This is a genomic window from Bacillus sp. HMF5848, assembly GCF_003944835.1.
GTDB lineage: Bacteria > Bacillota > Bacilli > Bacillales > HMF5848 > HMF5848.
The window spans coordinates 270001-283372 of record NZ_RWIV01000001.1 but is presented as its reverse complement, the minus strand read 5'-3'; the positions used below and the strand labels follow the sequence as shown (position 1 = coordinate 283372).

The 13372-nt window shown below is 36.8% G+C and carries 14 protein-coding genes (1 of these 14 cut by a window edge); 7 read left to right on the top strand and 7 right to left on the bottom strand.

Features of this window, described 5'->3' with window-relative positions; translation table 11 throughout:
• Positions 1-21 precede the first annotated feature (21 nt).
• Both groL and groES read right to left on the bottom strand, forming a co-directional pair.
• Complete coding sequence (gene groL, locus EJF36_RS01510; protein ID WP_125904682.1) at positions 22-1659, bottom strand: chaperonin GroEL; 1638 nt, start codon at positions 1657-1659, stop codon at positions 22-24.
• A 115-nt stretch (positions 1660-1774) separates the two neighbouring features.
• Entirely contained in the window at positions 1775-2059 is a 285-nt protein-coding gene (gene groES / locus EJF36_RS01505) for a co-chaperone GroES (RefSeq protein ID WP_125904681.1), read from the bottom strand.
• A gap of 330 nt (positions 2060-2389) precedes the next feature.
• Between groES and EJF36_RS01500 the strand changes: the two genes are divergently transcribed.
• Both EJF36_RS01500 and EJF36_RS01495 read left to right on the top strand, forming a co-directional pair.
• Positions 2390-3145 (top strand): CPBP family intramembrane glutamic endopeptidase, encoded by a 756-nt coding sequence (locus EJF36_RS01500; protein WP_125904680.1) that lies wholly within the window; start codon positions 2390-2392, stop codon positions 3143-3145.
• Positions 3142-3360 carry a DUF4305 domain-containing protein gene (locus EJF36_RS01495; RefSeq protein ID WP_125904679.1) on the top strand — a complete coding sequence of 73 codons (219 nt, stop codon included), beginning with the start codon at positions 3142-3144 and terminating at the stop codon, positions 3358-3360. Before EJF36_RS01500 ends, EJF36_RS01495 begins: the two co-directional genes overlap by 4 nt.
• 25 nt (positions 3361-3385) lie before the next feature.
• Here EJF36_RS01495 and EJF36_RS01490 read toward each other — a convergent pair whose 3' ends face one another.
• Positions 3386-4027 carry a redox-sensing transcriptional repressor Rex gene (locus EJF36_RS01490; protein ID WP_125904678.1) on the bottom strand — a complete coding sequence of 214 codons (642 nt, stop codon included), beginning with the start codon at positions 4025-4027 and terminating at the stop codon, positions 3386-3388.
• A gap of 386 nt (positions 4028-4413) precedes the next feature.
• On the opposite strand from EJF36_RS01490, the gene EJF36_RS01485 reads away from it, so the two are divergent.
• The 5 genes from EJF36_RS01485 (at position 4414) to EJF36_RS21365 (ending at position 10601) form a co-directional block, all read left to right on the top strand.
• Positions 4414-6333, top strand: coding sequence for an ABC-F family ATP-binding cassette domain-containing protein (locus tag EJF36_RS01485; RefSeq protein WP_125904677.1), 1920 nt, complete (start codon positions 4414-4416; stop codon positions 6331-6333).
• Positions 6334-6630: 297 nt separating this feature from the next.
• Complete coding sequence (locus EJF36_RS01480) at positions 6631-8076, top strand: spore germination protein (RefSeq protein ID WP_125908218.1); 1446 nt, start codon at positions 6631-6633, stop codon at positions 8074-8076.
• 12 nt (positions 8077-8088) lie between these two features.
• Positions 8089-9195 carry a GerAB/ArcD/ProY family transporter gene (locus EJF36_RS01475; protein ID WP_125904676.1) on the top strand — a complete coding sequence of 369 codons (1107 nt, stop codon included), beginning with the start codon at positions 8089-8091 and terminating at the stop codon, positions 9193-9195.
• A complete protein-coding gene (locus EJF36_RS01470) occupies positions 9185-10429 on the top strand; it encodes a Ger(x)C family spore germination protein (RefSeq protein WP_125904675.1) in 1245 nt (414 codons plus the stop codon). The genes EJF36_RS01475 and EJF36_RS01470 overlap by 11 nt, the downstream gene beginning before the upstream one ends.
• A gap of 1 nt (position 10430) precedes the next feature.
• Positions 10431-10601 (top strand): hypothetical protein, encoded by a 171-nt coding sequence (locus EJF36_RS21365; protein WP_185806780.1) that lies wholly within the window; start codon positions 10431-10433, stop codon positions 10599-10601.
• 240 nt (positions 10602-10841) lie between these two features.
• Here EJF36_RS21365 and tsaD read toward each other — a convergent pair whose 3' ends face one another.
• From tsaD to tsaE, 4 genes are all read right to left on the bottom strand, one after another.
• Positions 10842-11855 (bottom strand): tRNA (adenosine(37)-N6)-threonylcarbamoyltransferase complex transferase subunit TsaD, encoded by a 1014-nt coding sequence (tsaD, locus tag EJF36_RS01465; RefSeq protein ID WP_125908217.1) that lies wholly within the window; start codon positions 11853-11855, stop codon positions 10842-10844.
• Entirely contained in the window at positions 11846-12286 is a 441-nt protein-coding gene (rimI, locus tag EJF36_RS01460; protein WP_260471799.1) for a ribosomal protein S18-alanine N-acetyltransferase, read from the bottom strand. Before rimI ends, tsaD begins: the two co-directional genes overlap by 10 nt.
• 142 nt (positions 12287-12428) lie before the next feature.
• On the bottom strand, positions 12429-13127 hold the full coding sequence (gene tsaB, locus EJF36_RS01455) for a tRNA (adenosine(37)-N6)-threonylcarbamoyltransferase complex dimerization subunit type 1 TsaB (RefSeq protein ID WP_125904674.1): 699 nt from the start codon (positions 13125-13127) through the stop codon (positions 12429-12431).
• Positions 13128-13372 carry the 3' portion of a tRNA (adenosine(37)-N6)-threonylcarbamoyltransferase complex ATPase subunit type 1 TsaE gene (gene tsaE / locus EJF36_RS01450; RefSeq protein WP_125904673.1) on the bottom strand. It continues 211 nt past the right edge of the window, so 245 of the gene's 456 nt are visible here — the last part of the coding sequence; its start codon lies beyond the right edge, outside the window; it ends in the stop codon at positions 13128-13130.

Genomic DNA, 13372 nt, shown 5'->3' with positions numbered 1-13372 from the left:
ATCAAGGGTTTGAGGGCGTTATTACATCATGCCGCCCATTCCACCCATGCCGCCCATGCCGCTCATATCTGGCATACCGCCGCCGCCTTCTTCTGGGATGTCAGCTACTACTGCTTCTGTTGTTAAGAACATAGCAGATACAGATGCAGCGTTTTGAAGTGCTGAACGTGTAACTTTAGTTGGGTCCACGATACCAGCGTCGATCATGTTAACCCACTCGCCAGTAGCAGCGTTGAAACCAACACCAAGGTCTTCTTTCTTCAGGCGCTCAACAACAACAGATCCTTCAAGACCAGCGTTGTGTGCGATTTGACGAACTGGCTCTTCAAGCGCACGTAATACGATGTTGATACCAGTTGCTGTATCACCTTCAGCTTCAATAGAAGCAACCTTTTTATATACGTTAACTAAAGCTGTACCACCACCAGATACGATACCTTCTTCTACTGCTGCACGAGTAGAGTTTAGGGCGTCTTCGATGCGTAGTTTACGCTCTTTTAATTCAGTTTCAGTTGCAGCACCAACTTTGATAACTGCTACGCCACCAGCTAATTTAGCTAAGCGCTCTTGTAATTTTTCTTTATCAAACTCAGAAGTAGTTTCTTCTAATTGAGCACGGATTTGGCTTACACGGCCACCGATTGCAGCTGAGTCACCAGCACCTTCAACAATTGTTGTGTTTTCTTTTGTAACAACAATTTTAGAAGCACGACCTAATGAATCAATAGTCGCGGATTTAAGGTCACGACCTAATTCTTCTGTAATCACTTCACCACCAGTTAAGATAGCGATGTCTTCTAACATTGCTTTACGACGATCACCAAAGCCCGGAGCTTTAACAGCAACAGCGTTGAATGTACCACGAAGTTTGTTCACTACTAAAGTAGCAAGAGCTTCGCCTTCTACGTCTTCAGCAACGATTAATAGTGGCTTACCTTGTTGAACCACTTGCTCTAATACTGGTAGGATTTCTTGGATGTTACCAATCTTCTTATCAGTAATTAATACATATGGATTCTCAAGAACAGCTTCCATTTTGTCTGAATCAGTTACCATGTATGGTGAAGCATATCCACGATCGAACTGCATACCTTCTACTACTTCTAATTCAGTTGTGAAACCTTTTGATTCTTCGATTGTGATAACACCATCGTTACCAACGCGTTCCATAGCTTCTGCGATTAATTGCCCAACTTCTTCATCTGCTGAAGAGATAGCAGCAACTTGTGCGATAGACTCTTTGCCTTCGATTGGCTTAGAAATAGCTTGAAGCTCTTCAATTGCTACAGCAACAGCTTTCTCAATCCCTTTACGCACGCCCATTGGGTTAGCACCCGCAGTTACGTTCTTTAATCCTTCACGAATCATAGCTTGTGCTAGAACAGTTGCAGTCGTAGTACCGTCACCAGCAACGTCATTTGTTTTGCTAGCTACTTCTGCTACTAGCTTTGCACCCATGTTTTCGAATGCATCTTCTAATTCAATTTCTTTTGCAATTGTTACACCATCATTTGTAATAAGTGGTGAACCAAATTTTTTCTCAAGAACTACGTTACGACCTTTAGGTCCAAGTGTCACTTTTACTGCGTTAGCTAAAGCGTCCACACCACGTAGCATGGAACGACGAGCTTCTTCACTAAATTTAATTTCCTTAGCCATATAAAAGTACCTCCCTGATTATTGTTTAAGTAAGTTTTCTATTCTTGCCTATGATATAATTGTATTGGCAATAATTATCAAATAAACTATTACGCTTTCACGCAAACATTAATAATTATCCAATAACAGCTAAAATGTCGCTTTCACGCAAAATCAAAAATTCTTTCCCATCATACTTAACTTCTGTGCCTGCATATTTTGAGAAGATGATACGATCGCCTTCTGCTACTTCAACAGCTACTTTTTCCCCGCTGTCAAGAACACGGCCAGAACCTACAGATACTACTCTACCTTCCTGCGGCTTTTCCTTAGCAGAATCCGGTAAAACAATACCGCTAGCAGTTTTTTCTTCTTGCTCTACAAGCTCAATTACAATGCGATCTCCTAATGGCTTTAACAAGGTGAAACAACCTCCTCAAATGATTTAAATTTTTTATACAAGATTTTTTGTTAGCACTCTACTCAGATGAGTGCTAACACAATTTATATATTAATGAATCTCATTTTATTTTGCAAGTGATATGTATAAAAAATTTGAGATTTCATTAACCATCATAGATTATTGCACTAATTGAGAAATATAAACATTGTATGTTACATAATTTTAGAATAGGACCCGGAATATGATAAAATAACTAAACAGGTGCAAATATTTAACGAGTATTACATGCACTACTCTTCGGGGTCATGCACTCAAAAATATATAATATACATTAAAGGAGAAAACACTTTGAAAAAAACATATTGGTTGGTTGTTTTAACATATGCAATTATGCAACTATCAAGTCTCATTGTCGTTCCAATTTTATTAATTACACAGGGTGTGGATAGTGAAAGTGAGCAATTTGAGCAAGTATATTTCCAAATTGTGTCTAACTGGTCGATTTTCAGCTTTATAGTAGGTCTTATTATTATATTATTTTTGCTACGACACGATTTGAATAATGAGCCATTTCGTGCAGAAAAAGCATCACTTTCATCTACCATTGTTTGGAGTATTTTAGGTATCTTCCTAGCGATGTTTGCGCAAGGAATTGCTGTAAATATTGAAACAAATTTACTTGGCATTAAACCAGGTTCGGAAAATACGCAAATGATTATGGAAATAGTTAAAGCGGCTCCGTTATTTATTATTGTCACTTCTATAGTGGCACCAATTTTAGAGGAATTAATATTTCGAAAAATCATTTTTGGGTCATTATATAAAAGAACAAACTTTTTTATAGCGGCGATTATAAGCTCTCTTATCTTTGCTGTTATTCATATGGACCTTAAGCATACGCTTGTATATACAGCTATGGGACTTGTATTTGCGTTCTTATATGTAAAAACAAATCGAATTATCGTTCCTATCATGGCACATGTAGCTATGAACACAATAGCTGTCTCTATGCAGTTCATCTATGGGGATGATATTGAGAAAATGATTCAAGATTGGGAGCAAATGCAGCAAGTGCAAGCTATTATTGGGGGATTATTTCAATGAAGATTTCGATTAATGTAGGTGGGATGCTCTATTTAATATTGGGCATTCTATTCCTTTTACTAGCTATTCAAAGTGCCAAAACAGGTGGCATGTGGACATTTTCAACTGTTTTCTTAATGGTCTTCGCGGCATTAGATATCGGAACAGCTCTTAGGAGCTTCATGCTTCAACGAAAATTATTAAAAAAGAAAACAAAAAATGGTGAGGGCTACTAACAAAGTAGTCTTCACCATTTTACATTTACTCAGTCGAATAATGCTTAAGAAAGTATACAAGCGATTGTAACTCAACAGCTAAATCAATATGATGTACACGTATATTAGATGGTACATTTAAACGTGCTGGTGTGAAGTTTAATATACCTTTTATACCAATCTTCACAAGTCTATCTGTTATACTTTGTGCAACAGCAGACGGAACTGTTAAAATAGCCACATCAACGTTGCCATTAATATGCTTTTCAAGGTCATCCATATGATAGATTGGTACCCCACCAATTTCTTGACTAACTTTATCCTCTGCCACGTCAAAAGCCATTTCTATTTTTGTATTATTATTTTTACTAAAATTGTAATTTACAAACGCTGTACCTAAGTTACCCACACCAATTAGTGCAACTAATGTAAGCTCATCTTGATCTAACGTTTTTCTGAAAAATGAAAGCAAGTAATTCACATTGTAACCGTAGCCTTTTTTTCCTAATGCGCCAAAATAGGAAAAGTCTCGACGTATTGTTGCTGAATCCACTTTTACGGCTTCACTTAATTCTGCTGATGATACTCTTTGCTTACCAGACGCATGTAAATTTTTAATAAAACGATAATACAAAGGTAAACGTTTTGCAGTTGCTTGAGGAATTTTTGATTGATGTTCTTGCGTCATAGAGCTTCCTCCCTTCTCCAACAATACTTTCTTTATATGTTAGTTCGGTTTATTGATAAATTAGGATGCACAACACACAAAAATTTGGTTAGCGCTTCCATACTGTTATACTTTGAATATACACTATTTCCGCTCATTTGTCCTTATGTTTGTGATTAATTTCACTAAATTGCAGTTTTGTTGCTCCTAACCCCCTGATGCGCTAAACTATAGGATGTATAAATAAAGAAATTTTTTAGGGAAATATGGGGGATTTCACTGTTGTTGATTTGTTATTCTTTCAACATTATTATATCCCAGATTTCATAGCTTTGCAGGATTAGTATATACTCTAACGCATATCCGTGTCCTGTTTGTTAGCACCTAGGAAGTATGAGGTGAATCACATGATCATTTTACAAGTTAATCAATTATATAAATCATTTGGTGCCGAAACTATATTATCAAATATTAAGCTCGAGGTACAATCTCGTGATCGTATTGCATTGGTAGGCCGTAACGGCACAGGCAAATCAACTTTACTAAAAATTATTGCTGGGTACATGAGCTATGATAGTGGTGACATTATTAAACCAAAACATATTGAAATTGGCTACCTTGCTCAAGATACGGGACTTGAATCTACGCAATCCATTTGGTCTGAACTACTTCAAGTATTTGATGATGTGAGAAATATGGAGAAAAAGTTGCGCCAATTGGAACAAACGATGAGTGATGGATCCGTTGACCCAACAACCGCTGCATACGAAAAACTTTTAAAGGAATACGATCTATTACAGGTTACCTTTCAAGAAATAGGTGGCTATCAATATGAAGCAGAAATCCGCGCGGTACTTCATGGCTTGAATTTTGCAGACTTTGATTATAATACACCAATCTCATCTCTTAGTGGAGGGCAGAAAACACGCCTCGCACTTGGCAAGCTGTTGCTCACAAAGCCACAGCTTTTAATATTAGATGAGCCGACTAACCACTTAGATATTGAAACATTAAATTGGCTTGAACAATATTTACAAGGCTATCCTGGTGCTATATTAATTGTTTCTCATGATAGATATTTTCTTGATAGTGTCGTCACACAAGTATATGAACTGTCACGCACAACATCTAAGAAATACATTGGTAATTACTCGAAGTACTTGGAGATTCGGGCACAAAACTACGAGCAAGACTTAAAAGCATTTGAAAAACAACAAGGAGAAATAGCAAAGCTCGAAGATTTTGTCCAACGAAATTTGGCACGTGCCTCTACCACTAAACGAGCGCAAAGTAGGCGTAAGCAGCTACAACGAATGGACAAGCTCGACAAACCGTTAGGTGATGAGAAATCAGCGACTTTTTCATTCTCTATTGAAAAACAAAGTGGAAATGAAGTATTACAAGCTCATGACCTTTCTGTCGCTTATGACAGTAATCCTGTTATTAAAGGAGTATCTTTTGCTTTAAAACGAAGTGATAGCGTAGCATTAGTTGGGCCTAACGGGATAGGTAAATCTACACTTTTAAAGGCTTTGACAAATTTGCATATTAAAGCAGAAGTGAACGGTGATATTAAGTTAGGCTCAAATGTGAGCGTTGGGTATTACGACCAAGAGCAAGCAAACTTATCTTCTAATAAAACCGTATTAAAAGAACTCTGGGATGAATACCCGCTCCATCCTGAAAAGGACATTCGGACGGTTCTTGGAAACTTTCTTTTCAGCGGAGATGATGTTTTAAAGCCTGTCACTTCCTTAAGCGGTGGAGAAAAGGCTCGTTTAGCGCTATCAAAACTTATGATGCAAAAAGCGAACTTACTTATACTAGATGAGCCGACTAATCACTTGGATTTAGATAGTAAAGAAGTCCTTGAAAATGCATTAATTGATTATCCAGGAACTATTTTATTCGTATCTCATGACCGTTATTTTATTAATAGAATTGCAACGAAGGTATTTGAGTTATCCCCAACAGGGCTTCAAGAGTTTCTCGGTGATTACGATTATTACCTTGAAAAAAAAGATGAAATTCTTGAGCTTCAAACAGCTAAGCAGACTGTTGTTGAAGCTAAGCCTGCCTCTACAAGCTATGAAAAAGATAAAGAAGCGAAAAAACGCGAACGACAAATCTCTCGTCGTATCGAGGAAATTGAATCAAAAATTGAAGAATTAGAGAGTCTTATTGAAAAAAATGAGCAGCTTTTATGTGAGCCTGACGTGTTTCAGGACCATCAAAAATCTTTGGAGCTTCATCAACAAAATGAAACCGCACAAGAAACCTTGCTTTCCTTAATGGAGGAATGGGAAGAACTACAGGAAAAATTGTAGATATATGTGTACGCTGGGGATAACCCAGCGTTTTTTTATTTAACTACAAAAAAGTTATACACACTCTCATACACAGATTATTTCCCAACAATACAGTTATTCACGTACTTTTCCACATTATCCACAAAACATAAGCAACTTATCCACATTTTTCACTGTTTTCTAAAGTCTTATATATCAATGTATCTGTCAGATCTCCACAGTTGTGGATAACATTGTACACAATCCTATATGAATATCTTTTTAAGTTACCGTAGACACTATATTTATATGTATAAGGATGTGAACGCTTTGTCGATGGAGAAAGATAAAAAGATTTCAGCTGATTTACAAGAAAACACCGATATTATAAAAGAGTTATTTTCATCATCCATTAACAGTGACTTTACCATTCGTACATTAGATATAAAATCTACTGGGAAAAAGGGTGCCCTTTTCTTTTTTCGTTCAGCTGTAAATGAACTAAAGCTTCAAGAAGCAGTAATTAAGCCTTTACTTGAAGAGACTGGGCCGTCTATCCCATCTATACTCACAATTGAGGCTATGCAAACTATAACAAGCTTTAATGAACTAACAACACAAATTACAAGTGGCAATGCTGTTTTATTACTAGATGATGAGATAGAAGGTTTAGCACTAAATGTAGCTAATTTTAAGCATCGAAGCATTGCAACAGCTGACAATGAGAACCTACTTCGCGGGCCAAAAGAGGCTTTCACAGAATCCCTTGCCGTAAATATATCGCTCATTCGCAAACGACTACAAACAGAAACGCTCGTAATAGAAACGGCACCAATTGGCAAACGAATGCGAGATGTTGTCGCCCTCGTTTACATGAAAGATTTACTAAACGATAATATTTTAGAAACTTTGAAACAAAGACTGAAAAACATTGATGTTGATAGCGTTCGTAGCATTGAAATGCTAGAACAATACATTGAAGAGCGACCTTATTCATTAATGCCTAGTATTTTGTATACAGAGCGCCCTGATAGAGCTGCTGCTTTTATAGAAGACGGGTATCTTGTGTTATTAAAGGAAAATTCATCCGCATGCTTAATTTTACCTGTTACCTTTTGGTCATTTTTTCATTCACCAGAAGATCACTATTTACGATTTTTATATGCGAACTTTACAAGAGGCTTACGAGCTGTAGCTTTTTTTATCACGTTGTTTGTCTCAGCAGGATATATAGCTATTACCAATTATCATAGTGAGATGATTCCGCCAGATTTATTATTGGCACTAGCAAATGCTCGTGAACGTGTACCTTTTCCGGGTATTATCGAGTTGCTTATTATGGAATTTGCTTTTGAATTAATTCGAGAAGCAGGATTGAGAATACCTAAACCGTTAGGGCCAACGATAGGCATTGTCGGAGCATTAATATTAGGGCAAGCTGTCGTGGAAGCGAATGTTATTAGTCCCATTATTGTAATAGTCACAGCACTATCAGGTCTTTCCTCGTTCGCCGTGGCTGATGTTAGCTTCAATTTCACGATTCGCTTAAGTAGATTTATGTTTATCATAGCGGGAGGACTCTTTGGCATTTACGGTTTAGTTGTAATCTTTACAATGTGGCTTATGTATATGGTTTCCTTACATTCATTTGGAGTTCCGTATTTTGCTCCTAAATCACCCCATTACAAATCAGGTGGTGATACGATATTTCGACGCATTCTACAAAAAGAGACGTATCGACCTGGGTATTTAAAACCTGAAGATTTACAAAAGAAAAGTTAATGGAGAGGTAATATGAGTTCATTTAATCCTCAAAAGAAAATTGGTATGAGAGAGCTTTCAGCTATGATAATGCTTGTTGTCGGTGTCAAGCTTGCCGATATGACACCGTCCCTGCTTGCACAAAAAGGCCAGAATGCTCTTTGGATAATTCCTATTATCTCTTTTATCGTGATGTTTCCCTCGATAATCATACTTTTACGCGTATTAAGAGCGTATCAAAATAAAAACTTAATAGAGCTTATTAATCACTTACTCGGAAAATACATTGGTTTTGTTGTTGGCCTTTCACTTTTTTTTGTATCCTTTACTGCGACCATAATTGATACTCGTAGTTATATCGATGAGATAACTACTATGTTCTTTGAATCAAGCCCCATTTTACTTGTACTTTTTATTTTTATTGGAACGTGCTACTTCGGTGCAAGAAAAGGGTTCCAGGTTATCGGTCAAACATCATGGCTCATTTTACCCTATATAAAATTAGCACTCATTGTGTTAATTTTTTTATCATTTAAAGAAACAATTTGGCAGCGACTATTCCCTATTTTTGGTCCGGGCTTTGATGTGCTAGCTTGGGAAGGAATTAAGAAAGGCGCTCTTTTTGGTGAACTAATTATTTTTACACTGGCTTATACATCGTTTCATACTCCAAAAGATTTCCACAGAGGAATGTACATAGGAAGCATGTTTGTCATATTTGAAATTACTATCTCGTTTATGGTGTATTGCACTATATTTGATTATAAATCGATTGATAAAATTGCGTTCATGTTTCAAGAGGTTGGTAATTATGTATCCCTTGGAAACTTTTTTACGAACTTAGAAACTTATTTTTTCACTTTTTGGCTTCTCGCAGCATTGATACGTTTTATTGTGTACATATACTTTACATCATGGTTACTTGCTGCTGTTCTCAAAATAAAAGACCCTAAAAATCTACTTTTACCAATATCGTTTATTATTATCACGGTTTCACTAATTCCTGAAAACCCAGTTGTAAATGTACTTGTTTATCGAGACTTATTGATTAATGTATCAACTGGACCTTTGTTGCTTCTTCCAATATTGTTATGGGGCGTTGCGAAATGGAAAGGGGATTTAAAAAAAGATGGTGCGTAAGCTTTTATGGGCGGTTGTTCTCATGGCTATCATGACAGGCTGTATGGATAAAAAAGAATTGGAAGAACAGGCGTATGTAATGGCAATAGGGTTAGATTTATATAAGGGAGAGAAACAAAATGTTTGGGTTACTTTTCAGATTGCCAACCCTGAAGTAGGGTCTACTCTTGCTGGTGGTAGTACACAAGAACAAGCTAAGGAGACTGTCACATTACTAGCAAATGATTTTATTACTGCTAAAAATACTGCTAACTCTTTTATTTCTCGTGATATCACACTTGATCACACAAAAGTTCTAATCGTATCTGAAGAATTAGCTCGCTCTAAAGATTTTATACGTATTATCCAGTCAGCAATGCGATCACGAGAGCTCCGTAGAGGCGTACAAATCATTGTATCGAAAGAAAAGGCTAGCGATTTTTTACAAAATAATAAACCAGCTTTAGAAACACGCCCCCATAAATATTATCAATTTATGATAAATCGCGCTAAAGAGACAGGTATTATCCCAGAATCAACGGTACATCGTTTTTTTCAGTTAACAGAAGGGGATGCTGATTTATTTCTTGCTATGTATGCGACTACGAAAGTTGAAGGCGAAAAAAAAATGGACGGTATGGAAGATAGGTATATAGCCGGGAATGTACCGCAAAAGGGCGGCAATCAAACACAATTTATTGGATCTGCTGTTTTCAAAGAAGGGCAGATGATTGATGTTATTAATGGTGAAATGACACGGCTTTGTTTAATCCTTGATAATACGTTGAATATTAAAGATATGCTTGCCACATATCCTGATCCTGTTAATGAGAAGTATTACGTTTCAACAAGGGTCATTAAAAAGAAACCGACCCTAGTAGATTTAAAATACTATAAAGATAGACCCACTGAGATTAATGTTTCTGTCGCAATTGATTTAGAGATAGTGGCCGTGCCTAGCTTAGTGAACTATTCATTAAAAGAGAATCGTGAAGAGTTAAGACGATCCATCCGTGACGGTTTGAATGAGAGATTTAATAAGTTTATAAAAAAAACACAAGAGGAGTATAAAGGAGACCCTTTCTATTGGTCATTGTATGTCCGTAAATATTTTTTAACGGTACCTGCATATGAAGAAGCCGATTGGAGTAAAAAAATATATCCTAATGCTCATATAAATGTAAGCTTTGATATTGAAAATATACGATATGGAAAAATCATTCGAAACTCAGACTTAGAAAAAGTGAGGGATTAAAGTGTTAACATTCACTATTTATTTAATAGGTATTATAGTTACTATCTATACAGCAGGCTATGGCTATGTTGTGTTCAAAACACAAAAAAATAAATTTGCCGGCACTTTTATTTTTGGGTTAGCACTTATCACATTGATTTGCCCGTATGTCATATTGCAACTATATAGATAGTGAGACTTGCTTAAGAAATATATATATAAGTTGAGCTAGTACCCATTTTATATACTGTGGCTGGCAAAACAGTATGTGAGATACTTAAAAAAGTATCTCAGCATTACTCATTTTATATTTAGAAGAGCACTAATGCGAATGGTGTGGTATTACGCGGTGACCTGACATCTTTTGAGTGAGAGACCATATTTCCTATGTTCAAAAGAGGCCTTTTTACAGAGGCCTCTTACATTTTGTTTATTATAAGTCAAGTCCCGGTTGACCATTCATCGTCATATCACCACGTACACCTTTGTTGTATAGGACAGTTCCGACAGATGCTATCATAGCAGCATTGTCTGTACATAGTGATAATGGTGGAATAACTAACTCTATATCACTATTTTGGAAGGCATCCGTGAGTGCTGCTCGTAGTCCCTTATTTGCAGCAACACCACCTGCTAACAGAACTTGCTTAACATTATATTGTTGCGCTGCATCATACGTCTTTTTTACAAGCACTTCTATCACACTAGCTTGAAAGCTAGCCGCTAAATTTTTCGGATCAATTGTTTCTCCACGCTGTTCAGCATTGTGAAGAGTATTGATAACAGCTGATTTCAAACCACTAAAGCTAAAATTAAACGAACCTTCCCCTAACCATGCTCGTGGTAAATTTATAGTTGCCTCTCCCTCATGTGCTAAACGGTCAATATGAGGGCCCCCTGGATATGGCAAATTTAATGTGCGCGCCACCTTATCATAAGCTTCGCCTGCTGCATCATCAAGCGTTTCACCAATCACATCAAAAGAGGCATGCTCCTTCATATAAATTAATTCTGTATGACCACCGGACACGACAAGTGCTAGCAATGGAAAGGTCATCTCTGTGACAAATTGATTCGCATAAATATGCCCTGCGATATGATGAACGCCCACTAACGGTTTGTTATGGCATAAAGCTAAGGCCTTAGCAGCATTTACACCAATTAATAAGGCACCCACTAACCCTGGTCCTTCTGTTACAGCAATAGCATCTATATCATCTATCGTAAGGTTAGCCTGTGTAAATGCTTCTTCTAACACAATGGTAACCTGTTCAACATGATGTCGGGACGCAATCTCAGGGACTACGCCCCCAAATCGCTTATGACTTTCGATTTGTGATGCTACCACATTCGCAATAATTTCTTTACCATTTTTCACAATAGCAACGGCTGTTTCATCACAGCTCGTTTCTATACCTAAAATATACTGATCATTTTTCAACGTAATTTCACCCACATTACTATAGCATCTTCACCATTATCTTGATAATAGTGTTTCCGAATTCCACCTTCAAGGAATCCTAGTTTCTTATATAAATTCCGTGCCACCATATTCGAGATCCGGACTTCTAAGGTAGCTGTCGCAGCTCCATGCTGATATGCAAACTGCAAAGCGTAACGCATAATAGCATCCCCTAATTTTTTACCACGGTAGCTCGGTGATATTGCCACATTTGTTATATGTGCTTCATCAATCACTAACCACATACCACAATAACCAGCAATATGACCTTCATGCTCTAATACAATGTACCTGGCATACTGATTATGTAAAAGCTCATTTTCGTATGCTTCCCGTTTCCAAGGTAGTGTGAAGGAGGCACGTTCTATCTCCATAACCTCGTCTAAATCTTCCCACTTCATCATTCGAAAATTCATATTGCTTCCCCACTTTTATTAAATTGCGCTTGTTAAGAGCTAAACGAGTTATGTTAGTGCTGCTTTTAAACACTCACATAAAAATTTACTTTCGATGCCATCTCTGCTTTAGTTAGTATTAGCCAAAACCGAACATCCTGCATTATTTACTGTTTTTATTAGCTTCAAGCCATTTTTTCTCAGCCTCAACTAAACGAACATAGTTTGGAACAAAACTATGTAAATCTTCATTTTCTTTATTCTCAGCCATTCCAATCAATTCACTTGGTCGCGGATTATTTAAAATATATGGTGAAAAGATTGCTTGCTCTCCCATAATAGACTGTATTGCCTCTTTATGTATGGTACTATCGTTTCCTATAAATAATGTATTTCCCTCGTAGTTCTTTAATTCCTCGGCCCATGTAGTTGCTAGAACATTCGTATCTTCTTTCAATGGAATAATATTAGACCCATCACTTTTATATAGTCCCGTATAGATTTGTCCTCTTCTTGCATCAAAAAGAGGACATATATTACCTTCAAAATACCTTCCATTTCCAGCTAACACTTCTAAACTGGAAATACCGACTAATGGAATCTGTAATGTCCAAGCCATTGTTTTTGCTACGGTTACACCAATTCGAACACCTGTATATGATCCTGGTCCTTTCGCAACAACTAGTTTTGACAATTCACTGGCCTTAGTATCACATTCTGCCAATAGATTTTCCACTGCTGGCATGAGACGCACAGAGTGATTTTTCTTTAGGTAAGTCATATGCTCACCAATTATATTACCGCTATCAGCTAAAGCAACCCCTAGAGTGTAATTCGACGTATCTATAGCTAAAACTTTCATTTATTGTATAATCTCCTTGCATAAATTTTCAAAGTGTGACCCAATAGGTTCTAATTGAATTTTCCTGGCATTTTCTCCAGTGTGTTTAATGGTGATTTTTAAAAGCGCTTCAGGTAAAAAATCTTTAATAAACTGAGGCCATTCAACCACTGTTATACCACTTCCAGAAAAATATTCTTCAAATCCTAAGTCTTCATCACTTTCTTCCATTCTATATACATCCATATGATAAAGTGGCATTTTAC